At 76.6% G+C, this 16698-nt stretch carries 16 protein-coding genes and 1 pseudogene; 7 read left to right on the top strand and 10 right to left on the bottom strand.

All coding sequences use genetic code 11. From position 1 onward, the window contains the following. Positions 1 to 169 precede the first annotated feature (169 nt). From JIG38_RS13285 to JIG38_RS13265, 5 genes and pseudogenes are all read left to right on the top strand, one after another. The gene (locus JIG38_RS13285; protein WP_199424302.1) at positions 170 to 652 is read left to right on the top strand and encodes a type II secretion protein F; all 483 of its coding nucleotides are present in this window, start codon (positions 170 to 172) and stop codon (positions 650 to 652) included. Positions 653 to 777: 125 nt separating this feature from the next. Beyond that, a complete protein-coding gene (locus JIG38_RS13280) occupies positions 778 to 1173 on the top strand; it encodes a type II secretion system F family protein (protein ID WP_233404982.1) in 396 nt (131 codons plus the stop codon). 321 nt (positions 1174 to 1494) lie between these two features. Next, a complete protein-coding gene (locus JIG38_RS21065) occupies positions 1495 to 1785 on the top strand; it encodes a DUF4244 domain-containing protein (RefSeq protein ID WP_307844915.1) in 291 nt (96 codons plus the stop codon). Positions 1786 to 1838: 53 nt separating this feature from the next. Next, positions 1839 to 2156: a TadE family type IV pilus minor pilin gene (locus JIG38_RS13270; RefSeq protein ID WP_199424299.1), complete on the top strand. Its 318-nt coding sequence runs from the start codon at positions 1839 to 1841 to the stop codon at positions 2154 to 2156. Continuing rightward, positions 2141 to 2524, top strand: a pseudogene (locus tag JIG38_RS13265) (Rv3654c family TadE-like protein); the annotation flags it as partial. The gene JIG38_RS13270 and the pseudogene JIG38_RS13265, both read left to right, overlap by 16 nt. A gap of 33 nt (positions 2525 to 2557) precedes the next feature. On the opposite strand, the gene sftH reads toward JIG38_RS13265, so the two are convergent. Continuing rightward, on the bottom strand, positions 2558 to 4981 hold the full coding sequence (gene sftH / locus JIG38_RS13260) for a DEAD/DEAH box helicase (protein WP_307844914.1): 2424 nt from the start codon (positions 4979 to 4981) through the stop codon (positions 2558 to 2560). Between the two features lie 237 nt (positions 4982 to 5218). On the opposite strand from sftH, the gene JIG38_RS13255 reads away from it, so the two are divergent. Further along, complete coding sequence (locus JIG38_RS13255; RefSeq protein WP_199424388.1) at positions 5219 to 5554, top strand: STAS domain-containing protein; 336 nt, start codon at positions 5219 to 5221, stop codon at positions 5552 to 5554. 146 nt (positions 5555 to 5700) lie between these two features. Here the strand turns inward: JIG38_RS13255 and JIG38_RS13250 are convergent, their stop codons facing one another. The 8 genes from JIG38_RS13250 to JIG38_RS13215 all read right to left on the bottom strand — a co-directional run bounded on the left by JIG38_RS13250 (position 5701) and on the right by JIG38_RS13215 (position 13252). Next, a complete protein-coding gene (locus JIG38_RS13250) occupies positions 5701 to 6993 on the bottom strand; it encodes a hypothetical protein (protein WP_199424297.1) in 1293 nt (430 codons plus the stop codon). Beyond that, entirely contained in the window at positions 6990 to 7517 is a 528-nt protein-coding gene (locus JIG38_RS13245; protein ID WP_199424296.1) for a SigE family RNA polymerase sigma factor, read from the bottom strand. The genes JIG38_RS13250 and JIG38_RS13245 overlap by 4 nt, the downstream gene beginning before the upstream one ends. 120 nt (positions 7518 to 7637) lie before the next feature. Next, positions 7638 to 9023, bottom strand: a complete 1386-nt coding sequence (locus tag JIG38_RS13240) for a hypothetical protein (RefSeq protein ID WP_199424295.1) — start codon at positions 9021 to 9023, stop codon at positions 7638 to 7640. Then, positions 9020 to 9571 (bottom strand): sigma-70 family RNA polymerase sigma factor, encoded by a 552-nt coding sequence (locus JIG38_RS13235; RefSeq protein WP_307844912.1) that lies wholly within the window; start codon positions 9569 to 9571, stop codon positions 9020 to 9022. Before JIG38_RS13235 ends, JIG38_RS13240 begins: the two co-directional genes overlap by 4 nt. Positions 9572 to 9668: 97 nt before the next feature. Further along, a complete protein-coding gene (locus JIG38_RS13230) occupies positions 9669 to 10565 on the bottom strand; it encodes an SDR family oxidoreductase (protein WP_199424294.1) in 897 nt (298 codons plus the stop codon). A gap of 56 nt (positions 10566 to 10621) precedes the next feature. Further along, positions 10622 to 11326, bottom strand: coding sequence for an HAD family hydrolase (locus JIG38_RS13225; RefSeq protein WP_199424293.1), 705 nt, complete (start codon positions 11324 to 11326; stop codon positions 10622 to 10624). A gap of 82 nt (positions 11327 to 11408) precedes the next feature. Next, positions 11409 to 12707, bottom strand: coding sequence for a hypothetical protein (locus tag JIG38_RS13220; RefSeq protein ID WP_199424292.1), 1299 nt, complete (start codon positions 12705 to 12707; stop codon positions 11409 to 11411). Then, positions 12704 to 13252 (bottom strand): sigma-70 family RNA polymerase sigma factor, encoded by a 549-nt coding sequence (locus JIG38_RS13215; RefSeq protein WP_199424291.1) that lies wholly within the window; start codon positions 13250 to 13252, stop codon positions 12704 to 12706. Before JIG38_RS13215 ends, JIG38_RS13220 begins: the two co-directional genes overlap by 4 nt. 269 nt (positions 13253 to 13521) lie before the next feature. Between JIG38_RS13215 and JIG38_RS13210 the strand changes: the two genes are divergently transcribed. Then, positions 13522 to 15816: a sodium-translocating pyrophosphatase gene (locus tag JIG38_RS13210; protein WP_199424290.1), complete on the top strand. Its 2295-nt coding sequence runs from the start codon at positions 13522 to 13524 to the stop codon at positions 15814 to 15816. A gap of 334 nt (positions 15817 to 16150) precedes the next feature. Here the strand turns inward: JIG38_RS13210 and JIG38_RS13205 are convergent. Continuing rightward, a partial coding sequence (locus JIG38_RS13205) for an FHA domain-containing protein (protein WP_233404981.1) occupies positions 16151 to 16698 on the bottom strand: 548 nt, incomplete at its 5' end.

The following is a 16698-nucleotide window of genomic DNA, read 5'->3' as shown; positions in this document are numbered from 1 at the left end:
TCGAACCGGACGGCGGGCGGGGCGTCGGTCCGCGATGCGGGCCGGGCCGCAGACCGCGTCGGAAAGCGGAGCCGGTTCGACGGCCCGGCGTACGCGCGGCCCGGGCATCACGACGACCCGCCTGCGTCCGGCCGGCCGTCGGCGCGAGACGGACGAGCTGGCCGACCTCGTGGCGACCCTCACGGCCGTCGCCGCGGCGCTGCGCGGCGGCGCCGTCCCCGAGGAGGCGTGGCGGCGCGCGGGCGTGCGGGCACCGCTGGGCGTGCCGCAGCGCGGCGCGCTGCTCGCCCGGTGGCCGGGCCAGTCGGGCGCCCTCGCGACCGTGCTCGCGGCGGCGGAGCTCACGACGACGCTCGGGGTCGCCCCGGCGACCGTCCTCGACCAGGTCGCGACCAGCCTGGCGCGCGACGCCGAGGCCGCCGGCCAGCGACGTGCCGCGCTCGCCGGCCCCGTGGCGACGGCGCGCCTCCTCGGCGGGCTCCCGGTCCTCGGGCTCGGCCTCGGCGTCGCACTGGGCGCGGACCCGGTGGCAGTGCTGCTCGACGGGGGCGCGGGGTCCACGCTGCTGGTGGCCGGGGGCCTGCTGCTCCTCGTGGGCCACCGCTGGACCGCGCGGTGCGTGACCGAGGCGCGCGGCGAGGTCGACGGATGATGCGCCGGCTCGCGCGTCTCGCGGGTGACGCCGCCCCGACGGGCGCCGCGCCGGCGGGCGCGCGCTCGCGTGCCCGTCCGCACGGCCGGTCGCAGGGCGGGCCACCGGCAGTCGATGCGACCGTGATGGACCTCCTGTCCGCCGCGTGCGCCGCCGGCGCGAGCCTGCCCGCGGCGCTGATCGCGGTCGGCGCGGCCGTCCCGCCGTCGTCGGGCCGGGCGCTCGCCCGTGCGGGCACGGCCCTCCGGCTCGGGTCGACGTGGGACGAGGCGTGGCCCGACGGTGGCCCGGTGGCGCGGGCGCTCCGACCCGGGTGGGAGGACGGCTCGGCACCCGGCCCCGCGCTCCGGGCGGCGGCCGACGCCGTCCGCCGGGACCGGCACGCGCGGGCGCTCGAGGCGGCGTCGCGGCTCGGCGTCCGGCTCGTCGTGCCGCTCGGGCTGTGCCACCTGCCGGCGTTCGTCCTCGTCGGCGTCGCGCCCGTGCTCGTGTCGATGGCGGGCGGAGGGCTCTCCGGATGAGGCGCGCCGGCTCGTCGTCCACAGCCCGGCGTGGCCACGCGCCGTCCACGGTCCGCGGGGTCGCTCCGACCGGACCGCCCGCAGCCCGCCGAGGCTCGGCGCACGGCGTCGCCCGACGCCCCACCCGGCCCGCTGGCGGGCCCGACGAGAGGAACTCCCATGCCCCTGCCACTCAGGACGACCGCGGTCGCCGGTCTCCGGCTCGTGCCCCCGCCGACGCGGTCGACGCACCCGGAGCACGTCGCGCCCGCGGCGGACAGGCGACCGGTGCCGGACCCGCGACCGGCGCCAGGTTCGCGACTGACGCAGGATCCGCGACCCGTGTCGGCGGCCGCTCCCGCGGCCGCAGAGGCGCGGTCCGGGCCCGGGGCGGCCGCGTCCGCGCAGCGCGAGACGCGCCGGCCCCGGGCGGTGCGGGCGCCCGCCGGTCGGGCGGCGGCCCTGCGGGCGCGGCTCGCGGCGGGCGGCGCGGACGCGGGGATGGCGACCGCCGAGTACGCGATCGCGACCGTCGCCGCCGCCGGGTTCGCCGGGCTCCTGCTCCTCATCCTGCGCAGCGACGAGGTCCGGGGCCTGCTGCTCGGCATCGTCCGCGGCGCCCTCCAGGTGTGAGCGCCCGGCCCGGGCCGCGGGCGCGCCGGTGGGCGGGCGACGACGCCGGCGCCGTGACCGCCGAGCTGGCGCTCGCGCTCCCGGCGGTCGTGCTGGTCCTCGCGGTGCTCGTCGTGACGGCGTCCGCCGCCTCGCTCCAGCTGCGGTGCGCCGACGCGGCCCGGGCCGGCGCTCGCCTGGCGGCGATCGGGGAGGACGACGCGGCCGTCGCCGACGTGGCCCGTCGGGTCGCCGGGGCCGCGGTCGACGTCACCGTGTCGCGGGCGGACCCCTGGGTCGAGGTGACCGTCACCGCCTCGGGGCCCGGTGCCTGGTTCACCGGCGGCGGGATCGACGTCGCCGCGAGCGCGACCGCGTGGGCCGAGCCGTGAGCCCGGCGGTGCGGTGGGACCGGCGCGGGGCCCGCCCGGGTGGTGACACGGGCTCCGGCAGCGTGCTCGTCGTCGGGCTCGTCGCGGTCGTGGTCCTCCTCTGCGGCGCGCTCGGCGTCACCGCGTCGGCGCAGCGGGCGCGCTGGACGGCGCAGACCGCGGCCGACCTCGCGGCGCTCGCGGCCGCCGCCGCGGTGTCCCTGCCGCCGGGCGTCGTCGACCGGACGGAGGGCACGGACGCCTGCGGCCGCGCCGCGGAGGTGGCGGCGCGGCACGGTGCGGCGCTGGCCGGCTGCACCGTGGGGGACGGCGTCGTCGACGTGGAGGTCACCCTGCCCGCCCCGCTCGGCCCGGTCTCCGCGGTCGCGCGGGCCGGGCCCCGGCACGCGCGCGACGGCGGCCTAGCCCTCGTGCGCGAGGACGGCGTCGAGCAGGCGGATGGCGCCCGCCTTCTCGAGGGGGTTGTTGCCGTTGCCGCACTTGGGCGACTGGACGCACGCGGGGCACCCGGTGGTGCAGCCGCACCCGACGATCGCGTCGCGCGTGGCCCGGAGCCACGCGGCGCCGAGGTGGTAGCCGCGCTCGGCGAACCCCGCGCCGCCGGGGTACCCGTCGTAGACGAACACGGTCGCGACCTCGGTGTCGACGTGCAGCGCGGTCGACACGCCCCCCAGGTCCCACCGGTCGCACGTCGCGAGGAGCGGCAGCAGGCCGATCGAGGCGTGCTCGGCGGCGTGCAGGGCCCCGGGCACGTCGCCGTCGTCGAGCTGCGCCTCGGCGAGCAGCGACGCGGGCGCCGTCCACCACACCGCCGTCGTCGTCAGCGTGCGCGCGGGCAGGTCGAGCACGTCGCCCCCGATCGGGACGAGGTCCGGCAGGTGCTTCTTCTGGTAGCTCACCACCTGCGTCGTCACGTCGACGGGCCCGAACCCCCACCGCACGGGCCCGGCGGTGCGTTCCTCGCGCACGCCGCGGATCTCGATGGACGTGAGCCACCGCGACCAGGTGCCGTAGTCGACCTGCTTCGGCCGGACGACGGCGACCGACGTCTCGAGGTCGAGGTCCTCGACGACGAACGTCACCCCCTGGTGCACGTAGACCGCGCCCGGGTGGACCGTCGCGTCGGCCGAACCGGCGTCGACCGTGCCGAGGAGGCGCCCGGTCGCCTCCTCGACCACGCGCACGGGCTCGCCGCCCGAGCCGCGCAGGTCGGTGAGCCACGCGGCGGACTCGGGGTGCGTCCAGTACCAGCCCGAGCTGCGCCGGCGCAGGGCGCCCCGCTCGACGAGCACGTCGAGCAGCTCGGCCGTGCCGGGCCCGAAGAGCGCGACGTCCTCCGCCCGCAGCGGCAGCTCGGCGGCCGCCGCGCACAGGTGCGGCGCGAGCACGTACGGGTTGGTCGGGTCGAAGACCGTGGCCTCGACGGGCCGGTCGAAGATCGCCTCGGGGTGGTGCACGAGGTAGGTGTCGAGCGGGTCCTCGCGCGCGATGAGCACGACGAGCCCGTCGGCGCCCGCGCGTCCCGCGCGGCCGGCCTGCTGCCACAGCGAGACGCGCGTGCCCGGCCAGCCCGCGATGAGCACCGCGTCGAGCCCCGAGATGTCGACGCCGAGCTCGAGCGCGTTCGTCGTCGCGAGCGCGCGCAGCGCGCCGGTCCGGATGCCCTCCTCGAGCTCGCGGCGCTCCTCCGGCAGGTAGCCGCCCCGGTAGGCGGCGACCGAGGCGCCGAGCCCCCGCCGGACCAGCTCGAGGTGGCGCTGCGTCGACGTCGCGACCGACTCGGCCGCGCGGCGCGACCGCGTGAACGCGAGCGTGCGCGCCCCGGCGACCACGAGGTCGGCGAGCAGGTCGGCCATCTCGGCCGTCGCGGTGCGGTGCGCGGGCTGGGTCGGCGCGTCCTGGTGCGGCGCGTCCTCGCCCTCGGGTGCGCCGAGCGCCGGGTCGAGGCCCGCCATCTCGGGCGGCTGCCAGAGCGCGATCGTCTTGGTGCCGCGCGGGGAGGTGTCGTCGGTCACCGCGACGACGTCGTCCGGGTCCACGCCCAGCAGGCGTGCCGCGCTCTGCGCCGGGTCCGACGTCGTCGCCGACGCGAGGACGAACGTCGGGCTCGCGCCGTGGTGGGCGGCGAGCCTTCGCACGCGCCGCAGCACGGCGGCCACGTGCGCCCCGAACACGCCGCGGAACGCGTGGCTCTCGTCGACGACGACGTACTGCAGCCCGCGCAGCAGGCGCGACCAGCGGCCGTGCCGGGGCAGCAGCGAGAAGTGCAGGAAGTCAGGGTTCGTGAGCACGACGTCGGCGTGGTCCTGCACCCAGCGCCGCGCGGTGACGTCCGTGTCGCCGTCGCACGTCGCGACGCGCAGGTCCGGCGAGCCGGCCGCACGCAGCAGGCGCTCGAGGCCCGAGAGCTGGTCCGCGGCGAGCGCCTTGGTCGGGCACAGGTAGAGGACCGTCCCGCGCCGTCGGCCGGCGCCCGGGAACGCCGCGGCCTGGCGGGCGGCGTCCCCCGGGGCGGGGCGGGGGTCGCGCACGCGGGTCAGCGCGGGCAGCCAGAACGCGAGGGACTTGCCCGAGCCGGTCGACGTCGCGAGCACCGTGTGCCGGCCCGCCCACGCGGCGTCGGCGGCCGTGACCTGGTGCGTCCACGGACGCTCGACACCGAGCGCGCGGTAGCCGCCCACGACGTCGGCGTCGGACCACGCGGGCCAGTCCGCGCGGACCCCGGAACGCGCCGGGAGGCGCTCGACGTGGGTCACCCGGTCCGCGCGGCGGCCACCCGCGAGCAGCACGTCGAGCAGCGCCTCACCACCGCTCGACCCGTCCACCCGGCGATCGTGCCACCCGCCACCGACGCGCCACCCCGGCGGACGCGTCGCTCCCGGCGACCGCACCGTCCGGCCGCGCCTCACCCGCCGGACCCCGAGGGGTGCGATCATGTCCGCAGGTCGCCCCGGCCCGGCGCCCCGCCCAGGCGGGTGTTTGGTTCAATGGCGCTCCGGGCCCGCCTGGACCAGGATGGGTCGGTCAGTCAGAGCAGTCACTCGAACGATGAGGAGACCGGTGTGGACGTGTCCGTCACGAGTCGCGCGAGCGGCGACCGGACCGTGGTCGACGTCACGGGAGAGATCGACGTGTACACGGCCCCGGTGCTGCGCGAGGAGCTCGCGTCCCTCATCGACTCGGAGCACACCGACATCCTGGTGAACCTCACCGGCGTGCGGTTCATGGACTCCACGGGTCTCGGCGTCCTCGTCGGCGCCCTCAAGAAGGTGCGCACCGTCGGCGGCGACCTCCAGCTCGTCATCGACCAGGAGAAGATCCTCAAGGTCTTCCGCATCACCGCGCTCACCCAGGTCTTCACCATCCACTCGTCCCTCGACGAGGCCCTCCAGGGCTGACCCGAAACGCTCGATCGACGACGGGGACCGCCCGAGGGGCGGTCCCCGTCGTCATCCCCGCCCCCTCCCCGAGATGACGACTTCCGCCCGCGTGTCCGGTCGACACGCGGGCGAAGTCGTCATCTCGGCGAGGAGTAGGGGCGGGGTTACATGCAGCCGCCGGCCACGAAGTCGCTGTTGGCGGTGGCGAACTGGGGGTCTGCCCCCGGGAGCAGGACGCGCAGGAGGATCACCGACTCGGGCGTCCCGGCGGGCTGGAGCCCGTCCTCGTCGCCCTGCGTCTCGAAGACGAGGATGCCCGCGGCGTCCTCGACCCACCACACCCGGCTGACCGGCCCGTCGAACGGCCCGGAGAGCGCGGGGTACGCCGCCTGCAGCGCGTCCAGGGTCGTCCCGACGCCCACGCCCTCGACGGTACGCGGCCCGGGGGAGCGCACGTCGATCCAGCCGATCCGTCCGGCGTCGTCCACGGCGACGCTGAACGGGGAGCCGATCTCGCCGCGGTCCGGGTCGTCCTCGTAGCCCGTCTCGACCCACCGGCCGGCCTCGGCGCCCGGCTCGACGATCTCGGCGCAGTAGTCCGGGTCCCAGGTGATCATCGCGGCGCCCGGGTTGGTCTCCGGCGGGAGCCCGATGGTGAGCGGCCCCAGCCCCGACGTCGAGACGACGAGGTCCGCGAGCGCCGGGTGCGGGTCGGCCGCGGCCTCGACCGTCACGGCCCAGGGCCCCCCGACCACGATGCCCTCCACGGCCCCGCCGTCGGCCGCCGCGTCGCCGCCCAGCGCCCACGCGCCGTAGAGGTCGTAGGCGCCGGGTGCCAGCCCGGCGGCGCCGAGGTCGCCCCCGTCGCACGCGGCGGCGGTCCACGACCCGCTCGCGGTGACCACGGCGCCGGCGTCGAGGGGCTGCCCCGCCGCGACGGTCGTCGCCGCGGTCAGCCCGCCGACGACGACGCCGTCGCGCGCGAGCAGCACGCGCGGGCCCGGGCCGGTGGGCCCGGCGTCGACCGCCGAGCCGTTGACCAGGCTGAGCGCGAGGTCGACGGGCGAGCCGTCGACGAGCGTGAACGTGCCCGGCTGGAGGTCGAGGTGCACGTCGCCGTCGCCGGCCGGGTCCTCGAGGTCGGGCACCGGCAGCCCGCAGCCGAGCGGGTCCGCGGTCGTGACGAGCGGCGCCGACGTCGCCGTCGGGCTCGGCGTGGGGGTCTGCGACGGTGTCGGCGTGGCCGGCGGCACCGGCTCGTCACGTCCGGCGAGCTGGACGCCCGCGAACGCGACGGCGCCTGCCGCCGCGACGCCCACCGTGCTCTCGGTGGCGATCCGGACGGCCCGTCGGCGGTGGATGCGCTGGAGCACCGGGCCCGCGGCCATCGTGGGGCGCGTCGCGGTCGCGGCGTGCGCCGCCGAGCCGAGCGCCTGCGTCAGGTCGATCATGGTCATGCCTCCTGGACGATCTCGAGGTCGGCGTCGGCGTTCGCGACGGGCCCGAGCAGGGCCTGCATGCGGTGGACGCCCATGCTGAGGTAGCGCTTGACGGAGCCGTCGGAGACCCCGAGCTGCTCGGCGATCTCCGCGACGGTGAGGTCCTCGTAGAAGCGCAGCACCACGCACGCGCGCTGCTGGGGCGGCAGGCGGCGCAGGGCCGCGACGACGTCGACGTGCGCGGCCGTCCTGTCCTCGGGCCCGGCCGCGCTGGGCGGCTCCACCACGAGGTGCCGGCGCCCCGCCCACCGGCCGCGGCGGCGCCAGCCGTCGAGGTACAGCGTGAGGATGGCGCGCCGGACGTACCCCTCGGCCGACTCGATCCGCAGCCCCGCGCGCCGCCGCGCGAAGGTCTTGACGAGGGCGTCCTGGACGAGGTCCTCGGCGTCCTCCACGTTGCCGCACAGCAGGTACGCGTACCCGGTGAGCGCCCTGCCTCGCGTCGAGATCAGCGTCCCGACGACGTCGTCCTGGCCTGCCATCGGCCTGCTCCCGTCCGTCGCACCCCGCGCCGGTCCTGGTCGGTCCGGCGGGTCCACCGCAGGTGTACTGATGAATGACGCCGGACCGGGGCGGGACGTTGTACGCCAGCCTGCTCCTTCTCAGCCGCAGGTGTCGCCGCCCCAGGCGGGCGACGCGTAGGGGATGCCCGACACGAGCGTCAGGGCGACGACGCGGTCGGCCTGGTCGGCCGCCCATCCGCCCGTCCCGGCGTTCGACGCCACCTCGACCGCGAGCGTGCGCCCGTCGACCTCGACGCCCCATGCGTCCACGGCCTCGCCGGTCTCGGCGGCTGCCCGCAGCAGGGTCATCTCGGGGTGCGCCGCCCGCAGCTCGTCGAGCGCCGAGCCCACGCCGATGCCGCCGCTGGTCCGGGGGCCGGGCGTCAGCACGTCGATCCGGGTGAGGCGACCCTCGAAGGGCGAGACCGTGAAGGGCGCGGAGGGCGCGCCGTTCGCCATGATGCCGTCGGGGTACGCGGCGACCCAGCGCTCGGGCAGGTCGGTGCCCGCGCAGGCCGCGGCGTCGAACCGGACGAGGTCCGTCGGCGACGGGACGTAGGGCACCTCGCTGCCGATCGCGAGCGGCCCGAGGCCCGCGTGCGTGAGGACGAGCTCGTCGAGCGCGGGCGGCCCCTGGGCGGGCTCCTCGGTCTCGGGCGCCTCGGGCGCCGCGGGCCCGGCGACCGTCACGGCGTAGGGCCCGCCCACCACCGTCGAGGTCGACTCGACCTGACCGGGGTCGTCGGCCGCCGTCGGCGGGGCGACCGGCAGCGCGAGGTAGAGGTCGTACGGGCCGGCCGGCAGCGCCGCGCCGGACTCGCCGTCGCACGCGAAGGGCGTCATCTGGCCGCTGGGCACCGGCGCCGAGGCGCCGGCCGGCACGTCGAGCGGCACCCACGCCGGGCCGTCCTCGGCCGTGATCGTCTCGCTCAGCTCCCCGACGACGACGCCGTCCTGCACCAGCCACGCCGTGACGCGGGGCTTGCGGGGCACGGCCGCGCCGACGTCGGTGCCCGTGCCGTTGACGAGCACGGTGTCGAGGAGCAGCGCCTCCCCGGGCGCGATCGTGACGCCGTCCAGGGAGCGAGGGCCCCAGGCGGGCGCCGCGCCCGGAGCGGTCGGTGCCGCGCTCGCCGTCGTCTCCAGGTGCAGGTCGGCGTCGCCGGCGGGATCGTCGACCGCGGGCACCGGCGCGCCGCACGCGAAGGCGCCGGACGCCGCGACCGCGCTCCACGCGGGTGCCTCGGGCGACGTCGTCGGCGACGGCGACGTGACCGGCGGCGCGGTGCGCTGGGTCTGCGCGAGCGTGGCCCCGCCCAGGGCGACGGCGCCCGCGGTCGTCACCCCCGCCGCCGTCGTCACCGCGGTCCGGGCCGCGCGGCGCCGGTGCAGCCGCGTGAGGACGCGGTCGACGGGGACGGGCCGGGCCGCCGACTCCGCGGCGCTCGCGAGCCCGCCGAGGGCGCGCTCGAGGTCGGTGGTCATGAGGGGTCTCCGTCCGTGACGAGCAAGGTCTCGGTGGTAGGTGCGGGGGACAGCGGTCCGAGGAGGCCCTCCATGCGGTGGACCGCGAGGCTGAGGTACCGCTTGACGGTCCCGTCGCCGAGGCCCAGACGGGTCGCGATCTCGGGCACCGTGAGGTCGTCGTAGAACCGCAGGACGACGCACGCGCGCTGCTGGGGCGGGAGCGCGAGGAGCGCCGTCCGGACGTCCAGGCGCGCGCCGGAGACGTCCTCGAGCGCGTCGTCGCGCTCGGCGCCGGCAAGGAGGTGCCGCACGCCGTCCCACCGGCGCCGTCGCCGGTAGCCGTCGATGTAGGTCGTGAGGATCGCGCGCCGCACGTAGGACTCGGCGGCGCGCGGCTCGACGTGCGTCGCGCGGACGAAGGTGCGCACCAGGGCGTCCTGGACGAGGTCCTCGGCGTCGCCGAGGTGCCCCGTCAGCAGGTACGCGTAGCCGACGAGGGCCTTGCCGCGCTCGCGGGCGAGCGTCGCCATCGCCTCGTCGGCCTCGCGCCTGCGCCGTCCGTCCACGTCCCCAGCCTCCACCCGGCCCCGAGCGGGCCTTCACCCCCTAGGACGACCGGCCCCGCCGGAACCGTTGCACGCGGGGGTGCGGGTGCGGGTGGGGTCAGGGGAGGGGCTTGCCGCCCGTGACGCCGATGCGCTCGCCCGAGATGTAGCTCGACTCCTGGCTCGCGAGGAAGACGTACGCGGGCGCGAGCTCGGCCGGCTGGCCCGCGCGGCCCAGCGGGGTGTCCGCGCCGAACTGCTCGACCTTCTCGGCGTCCATCGTCGCGGGGATGAGCGGCGTCCAGATCGGACCGGGCGCGACCGCGTTGACCCGGATGCCCTTCTCGGCGAGCTGCTGCGCGAGTCCCTTGGTGAAGTTGAGGATGCCGGCCTTGGTCGTCGCGTAGTCGAGCAGCTGCGGGCTGGGCTGGTAGCCCTGGATCGACGCCGTGTTGATGATCGTCGACCCGGCGCCCATGTGCGCGAGCGCGGCCTTGGTGAGCCAGAACATCGCGTAGATGTTCGTCTTCATGACGCGGTCGAGCTGCTCGGTCGTGATGCCGAAGATCCCGTCCTCCTGCGCCATCTGGTACGCCGCGTTGTTGACCAGCACGTCGATGCCGCCGAGCTCGGCGACCGCGCGGTCGACGATCTCCTGGCAGTGCTCCTCGCTGCGGATGTCGCCGGGCACGAGCACCGCGGTCCGGCCCGCGTCGCGCACGTGGCCGGCCGTCACCTCGGCGTCCTCCTGCTCCTCGGGCAGGTAGGACAGGACGACGTCGGCGCCCTCGCGCGCGAACGCGATCGCGACCGCCCGGCCGATGCCCGAGTCGCCGCCCGTGATGACGGCGCGCCTGCCCTCGAGCTTGCCCGAGCCGACGTACGACTCCTCGCCGTGGTCGGGCTGCTGCTCCATGTCGGACGTCTCGCCCGGGTGGTCGATCTTCTGGGCCGTCTGGTCGTCGGGGTCGCGGTACTGGTCGGTCGGGTCCTGGGGCGTGTGCTGGTCGGCCATGGGTCCTCCTCGGTTCGGTCCGTGGTCGTGCGGCAGGTGGTCGTAGGACGGTCCGGTCAGGACGGGGCCGGTGCGCCCCAGGCGAGCGCGAGCGGGCTCTCGTCGAGGTGCGCGAGCAGGTCCGCAGCGTCGTCGTGCACCGCCACCGCTCCCGCGGAGCGCAGCTCGGCGCGCGAGGTCCCGCCGCTCCGGAGGCCGACGCACACGACGCCCGCGCGCGACGCCGCCTGCACGTCCCAGACCGCGTCGCCCACCATGACGGCGCGCTCGGGCCCGACGCCGGCGGTGCGCAGCGCGGCCTCGACGAGGTCGGGCTCGGGCTTCGCGTCGTCGACGTCCTGCGCGGACGTGATCCCCGTGACGACGTCGTCGAGCTCGAGCGTGGCGCGCAGGTGCCCGAGCTCGTCGGGGGAGGCCGAGGTCGCCAGGACGGTCGCCGCGCCGCGCTCGGCGAGCGCGAGCACCAGCTCCCGGGCGCCGTCGAACGGGCGCAGCAGCGGGGTGAGCTCGGCGTAGCGCTCCGCATGCAGCGCGCGCACGCGCTCGCCCAGCGCGTCGGCGTCGTCGTCGCCGAGGAGCTCCGCGACCAGCAGGTCCGAGCCCATGCCGATGCAGCGGTGGACGCGCCACGCGTCGGCGGGCCGGTCGACCGCGGCGAACGCCTGCACCCACGCGTGGACGTGGAAGTAGTTCGAGTCGACGAGGGTCCCGTCGATGTCGAGCAGCGCTGCGCCGGGCGGGGTCGGACGGTCGGTGGTCACCCGACAGTCCTAACCCGGCGGCGGCGGCAGCGCGCGGCGAGCGCCCCCTGGGCCCGCTGCGCGTGCCGCCGCCGCGCGGGGGCTACTCGATCGTCACGGCCACCGGCGCGCTCATGACGACCATCGACTCGCTCGTGGCCTCCGCGGTGCCGCCCGGCCCCTGGATCTCCTTGAGCATGACCTCCATGACGGCGTAGGCGTCGTACCGGCCCGGCGGCAGCCCGCCCGCGCCCGTCTCGGACGCCGGGACGCCGCACAGGGTCATCGACCCGGTGAGGTCGACGGGGACCGGCTCGCCGGTCGCCTCGAGGAGCGTCACGTCCTCGGTGTCGCGGTACTCGCGCCCGACGACGGCGCCCGCCTGCGTGAGCACGAGCAGCGCGCCGTGCGAGGGCGCGTTGGCGAGCACGGTGCGACCGCCGTTCGCGCGCAGCCCGACCGTCCCGGTGACGGCCTCGCCCGGCGCGTACGGCCGGTCCTCGAGCACCAGGTCGAGCGACAGCGGCGGCTCGGCCTGGCTCGTCACCGCGGAGGCGCACGCGGGGAAGGTGCCCTGCGGGGCCTGCGCGAGGAGCGCCTCGAGGTCGGCCTGCGTCGCGACCCGGCCGGTCCCGGTACCGGTGCCGCCGGCCCCGCTCTGCGGCTCGGTCGGCGCGGGGGAGGGCGCGGCGGTCGGCGCCGACGTCGGGACGGCGGCCTGGAGGGCGCGGGCCTCGGCCTCGGTCGCGGTGACCTCGAGCGCGGTCCGGCTCTCGAGCGTGACGGGGCCCGCCCCCAGGTCGGCGACCTGGCGGACGACGAGGGTGTAGCTGCCGGTGGGCAGCGCGTCGTGCGGCGCGAGGCAGCCGTCGAGCGCCAGGGCCACGGTGTGCTGGGGCGGGAAGGACTCGGCGGTCGTGACGACCTGGCCCTGCGCGACCACGACGTCGTCGCGCACGAGGAGCGCGACGGGGGCCTCCGTCAGGCCGATCACCTGGCCCGCCGGGTCGTCCGGCGCCGGCAGCTCGGTGCCGACCGTGACGTGGACGTCGAGGCTCGAGCCGGTGGCGGCCGCCACGGGGTGGTCGACCAGCAGCGCGGCCGGGACCCCGCCGTCGGCGACCGCCGGCACGTCGGGAGCCTCCGCGCAGCCCCAGGCGTCCGCCGACCAGACCACCTGCGCGGTCCCGGACCGGCCCCCTCCGGCGAGCTGGAGCCCGCCGACCACCACCGCCGTCGCGGCGCCGACGCCGACCACGCCGGTCGCGGCGTGCCGGGCGGCCCGCCGCCGACGGATGCGCACCACCATGTGGTGCACCTGCCCGCTCATGCGCGTGGCCAGGTCGTCGTCGTGGACGGAGCGCGCCAGGTCGTGCAGCGACCGCTCGAGATCGATGCTCATCGGGTCCTCCTCGGGGTGGTCAGGGTGATCTGCTCGCCCTCGGTGGGCGACGCGGCGGGCAGGGGGCCGAGCAGGCCCTCCATGCGGCGCACGGCGTCGGACAGGTAGCGCTTGACGGCGCCCTCGCTCACGACGAGGGCGTCGGCGATCGCCGGGACGGTCATGTCCTCGAAGTAGCGCAGGACGACGCACGCGCGCTCGCGCGGCGACAGCGCGGCGAGGGCGGCGGCGACGTCCGCCCGCGCCGCGACGCCCGCGTCGGGGGACGGGCCGACGTCGTCCGTCACGAGCAGGTGACGCACCGCGGCCCAGCGGCGCCGCCGGCGGAAGCCGTCGACGTAGGTCGTGAGCACGGCGCTCCGGACGTACCCCTCGAGGCTGCGCGTCTCGAGCCCGCCGCGGCCCCGCGAGAACGTCTTGACCAGGGCGTCCTGGACGAGGTCCTCGGCCTCGCGCCGGTCGCCGCACAACAGGTAGGCGTAGCCGACGAGCGCGGAGCCCCGCGTGCGCACCAGCTCGTCGAGCGCCTGCTCCCACGCGGCCATCCGGGTCGCGCCTCCCCTCGTCGGGCCGTGCGCCGACCGCTGCCGCCGGTCGGCGGACGGCGATGGTCCTCCTGCCCATCATGACGAGCGGCGGCGCGTGAACGTTGGGGGGCGCGACGCGCCGGGTTCGGCGGACGGTCGCCGCGCGGTCGTGCTCCCGCGGTTCGCGCGTCGGCGGACCACCCGTAGACTGCGCCAGTCGCGGCTCAGGGGGGCTGCGCGGCCGCCGGCAACGTCGCCGTCCGGCCCCCGACGTACCAGGAGGACGGATGCCCTCGCTCGGAACCTCGAGCCTCACCATCGTGGGCGTGATCGCCGCCATCGCGGTCGTCTCGCTCGTCTTCGCCCTGGTCCTGCGCCGACAGGTGCTCGCGGCCGGCGAGGGCACGGTCAAGATGCAGGAGATCGCCCTCGCGGTGCAGGAGGGCGCGTCCGCGTACCTCAACCGCATGTTCCGCACCCTGGTGCTGTTCGCGGTGCTGGTCTTCGCCCTGCTGTTCCTGCTGCCCGGCGACACGGGCATCAAGGTCGGCCGGTCGATCTTCTTCCTGCTCGGCGCGGGCTTCTCCGCGGCCATCGGCTACCTGGGCATGTGGCTCGCGACGCGCGCGAACCTGCGCGTCGCGGCGGCGGCGATCCAGCCGAACGGTCGCGTCGAGGGCTCGCGGATCGCGTTCCGCACGGGCGGCGTCGTCGGCATGTCCGTCGTCGGCCTGGGCCTGCTCGGCGCCGCGTCGGTCGTCCTCATCTACCGCGAGCAGGCGCCCGCGGTGCTCGAGGGCTTCGGCTTCGGCGCCGCGCTGCTGGCGATGTTCATGCGCGTCGGCGGCGGCATCTTCACCAAGGCGGCCGACGTCGGCGCGGACCTCGTCGGCAAGGTCGAGCAGAACATCCCCGAGGACGACCCGCGCAACGCGGCGACCATCGCCGACAACGTCGGCGACAACGTCGGCGACTGCGCGGGCATGGCGGCCGACCTGTTCGAGTCCTACGCGGTGACCCTCGTCGCGGCGCTCATCCTCGGCAAGGTCGCGTTCGGCGAGCAGGGCCTCGTCTTCCCGCTCATCGTCACGGCGATCGGCGCCCTCACGGCGGCGCTCGGCGTCTACATCACCAAGGTCCGCGGCTCCGAGAGCGGCCTGGCCGCGATCTACCGCGGCTTCTACACCTCGGCGCTCATCGGCGCGGTGCTCGCCGCCGTCGCCGCGTTCGTGTACCTGCCGTCCTCGTTCGCCGAGCTCTCGGGCGTGGGCGAGGAGCTCGCGACGCACACCGGCGACCCCCGCGTCGTCGCGACCCTCGCGGTCGCCATCGGCATCGTGCTCGCGGGCGTCATCCTGTGGCTCACGGGCTACTTCACGGGCACGACGTCGAAGCCGACGCTCCACGTGGCACGCACGTCGCTCACGGGCGCGGCGACCGTGGTGCTCTCGGGCATCGGCGTCGGGTTCGAGTCGGCCGTCTACACCGCGGGCATCATCGCCGCCGCGATCTGCGGCGTGTTCCTCATCTCGGGCGGCTCGATCACGCTCTCGCTGTTCCTCATCGCGCTCGCGGGCTGCGGCCTGCTGACGACGGTCGGCGTCATCGTCGCGATGGACACGTTCGGCCCGGTGAGCGACAACGCGCAGGGCATCGCCGAGATGTCGGGCGACGTGAACGCCGAGGGCGCGCAGATCCTCACGGACCTCGACGCGGTCGGCAACACCACCAAGGCGATCACCAAGGGCATCGCGATCGCGACCGCCGTGCTCGCGGCGACGGCACTGTTCGGGTCGTACACCGACGCGGTGCGCCAGGCGCTCGCCGAGATCGGCAGCGCGCTCGACCGCTCCGGCACGGCGGTCGCGATGATCTCCTACGAGGTCATCTCGCCGATCACGCTGGTCGGCGTCATCCTCGGCGCGGCGACCGTGTTCCTCTTCTCGGGTCTCGCGATCGACGCGGTGACGCGTGCCGCCGGCGCGATCGTCTTCGAGGTGCGCCGCCAGTTCCGTGAGATGCCCGGCATCATGACGGGCGAGGTCCGGCCCGAGTACGGCAAGGTCGTCGACATCTGCACCCGGGACTCGCTGCGCGAGCTCGCGACGCCGGGTCTGCTCGCCGCGTTCGCGCCGATCGCCGTCGGCTTCGGCCTGGGCGTCGGCCCGCTCGCGGGCTTCCTCGCGGGGGCCATCGCCGCGGGCGTCCTCATGGCCGTGTTCCTCGCGAACTCGGGCGGCGCGTGGGACAACGCGAAGAAGATCGTCGAGGACGGCCGGTACGGCGGCAAGAACTCCGACGCGCACGCCGCCGTCGTCATCGGCGACACCGTGGGCGACCCGTTCAAGGACACCGCCGGCCCGGCGATCAACCCGCTGATCAAGGTGATGAACCTGGTCGCGCTGCTCATCGCGCCGGCGGTCGTGCAGGTCAGCCTCGGCGAGGACGCCAACCACGTCCTGCGGCTCGGCATCGCCACGGTCGCGGCGCTCATCGCCTTCGGCGCGGTCATCGCGTCGCGGTTCCGGGCGGCCGCCGTCGACCGCGAGGGCAAGCTCGAGCACGAGGCGCACCTGGTCTGACGCGGGTGGCGTCGGGCGCAGCGCCGCCCGACGCGGGATGTCCCACACAGCGCCGAGAGCGTGCGACCCGACAGGTCGCACGCCCCCCCCGCGTCGGGGCGCGGTGGGGGCCGCCGCCCCGGGCGACGTGAAGGGTTCGGCTCGCCATGCGTGCCGAACCCTTCACGGCATCGGCGGAGGCGCGTCGCGGGGCGGCGGCCCCTGCCCGAGCGGGTGAGGGGCTCGAGGCCGGGAGACTTCGTGTCGCCAGGCGTGACGAAGTCCACCGTCTGCGGGCCGGGCGCCCGCGTGAAGGGTTCGGCGCACATGGCGAGCCGAAGCCTTCACGCGGTGGTCAGCCGGCGGCGCGCTCCTCGTCGGTGGCGCGACGGACGACGAGGCGGGTCCAGGCACCGACGTAGACGCGATCGTCCTCGGCGAGCTCGCGGCGCTGGCCCGCGACGAGCGGCACGGTCGGCAGCGGCCCGCTCGCCGGACCGACGTAGGTGCCGTTCGAGGACTGCAGGTCCTCGACGAACCACCGCGTGCCGTCCGTGGTGAGCTGCGCCTGGCGCCGGCTCACCGCCGAGTCCGTCCCGCAGTCGATCTCCGGGTGGATGTTGCGGCTGCGCGACACCCGACCGACGAGCAGCGAGCGCACCGTGAGCGGCACCGTCGTCGGCAGGCCGGGCGACGGGCACGGCTGGTCGGCCTGGTCCTGCGCGGCGTACCAGTCGGGGTCCACCCACACCTCGGCGACCCACTCGAGGGGCACGGGCGGGGCGATCGGCGCCACCCCCGAGCCCAGGTCGAGCCCGCCCGCGCCCGGCGTGGCCGGCCCGCCGTCGCCCGTCGGCGCGGCTCCCGCGCCCGGTGCGGTCGCCGCACCCGGCGCGGCCGCAC

Source organism: Actinotalea solisilvae (assembly GCF_016464425.1).
Lineage (GTDB): Bacteria > Actinomycetota > Actinomycetes > Actinomycetales > Cellulomonadaceae > Actinotalea > Actinotalea solisilvae.
This window is presented reverse-complemented; position numbering and strand designations above follow the sequence as displayed.

What these genes read in the sequence shown, in the direction of transcription:
- JIG38_RS13280 (WP_233404982.1), top strand. Translation starts at nt 778, where the DNA reads ATGGACCTCCTGTCCGCCGCGTGCGCCGCCGGCGCGAGCCTGCCCGCG.
- JIG38_RS13220 (WP_199424292.1), bottom strand. Translation starts at nt 12,707, where the DNA reads ATGAGCATCGATCTCGAGCGGTCGCTGCACGACCTGGCGCGCTCCGTC.
- JIG38_RS13230 (WP_199424294.1), bottom strand. Translation starts at nt 10,565, where the DNA reads ATGGCCGACCAGCACACGCCCCAGGACCCGACCGACCAGTACCGCGAC.
- JIG38_RS13250 (WP_199424297.1), bottom strand. Translation starts at nt 6,993, where the DNA reads ATGACCATGATCGACCTGACGCAGGCGCTCGGCTCGGCGGCGCACGCC.
- JIG38_RS13210 (WP_199424290.1), top strand. Translation starts at nt 13,522, where the DNA reads ATGCCCTCGCTCGGAACCTCGAGCCTCACCATCGTGGGCGTGATCGCC.
- JIG38_RS13240 (WP_199424295.1), bottom strand. Translation starts at nt 9,023, where the DNA reads ATGACCACCGACCTCGAGCGCGCCCTCGGCGGGCTCGCGAGCGCCGCG.
- JIG38_RS13215 (WP_199424291.1), bottom strand. Translation starts at nt 13,252, where the DNA reads ATGGCCGCGTGGGAGCAGGCGCTCGACGAGCTGGTGCGCACGCGGGGC.
- JIG38_RS13245 (WP_199424296.1), bottom strand. Translation starts at nt 7,517, where the DNA reads ATGGCAGGCCAGGACGACGTCGTCGGGACGCTGATCTCGACGCGAGGC.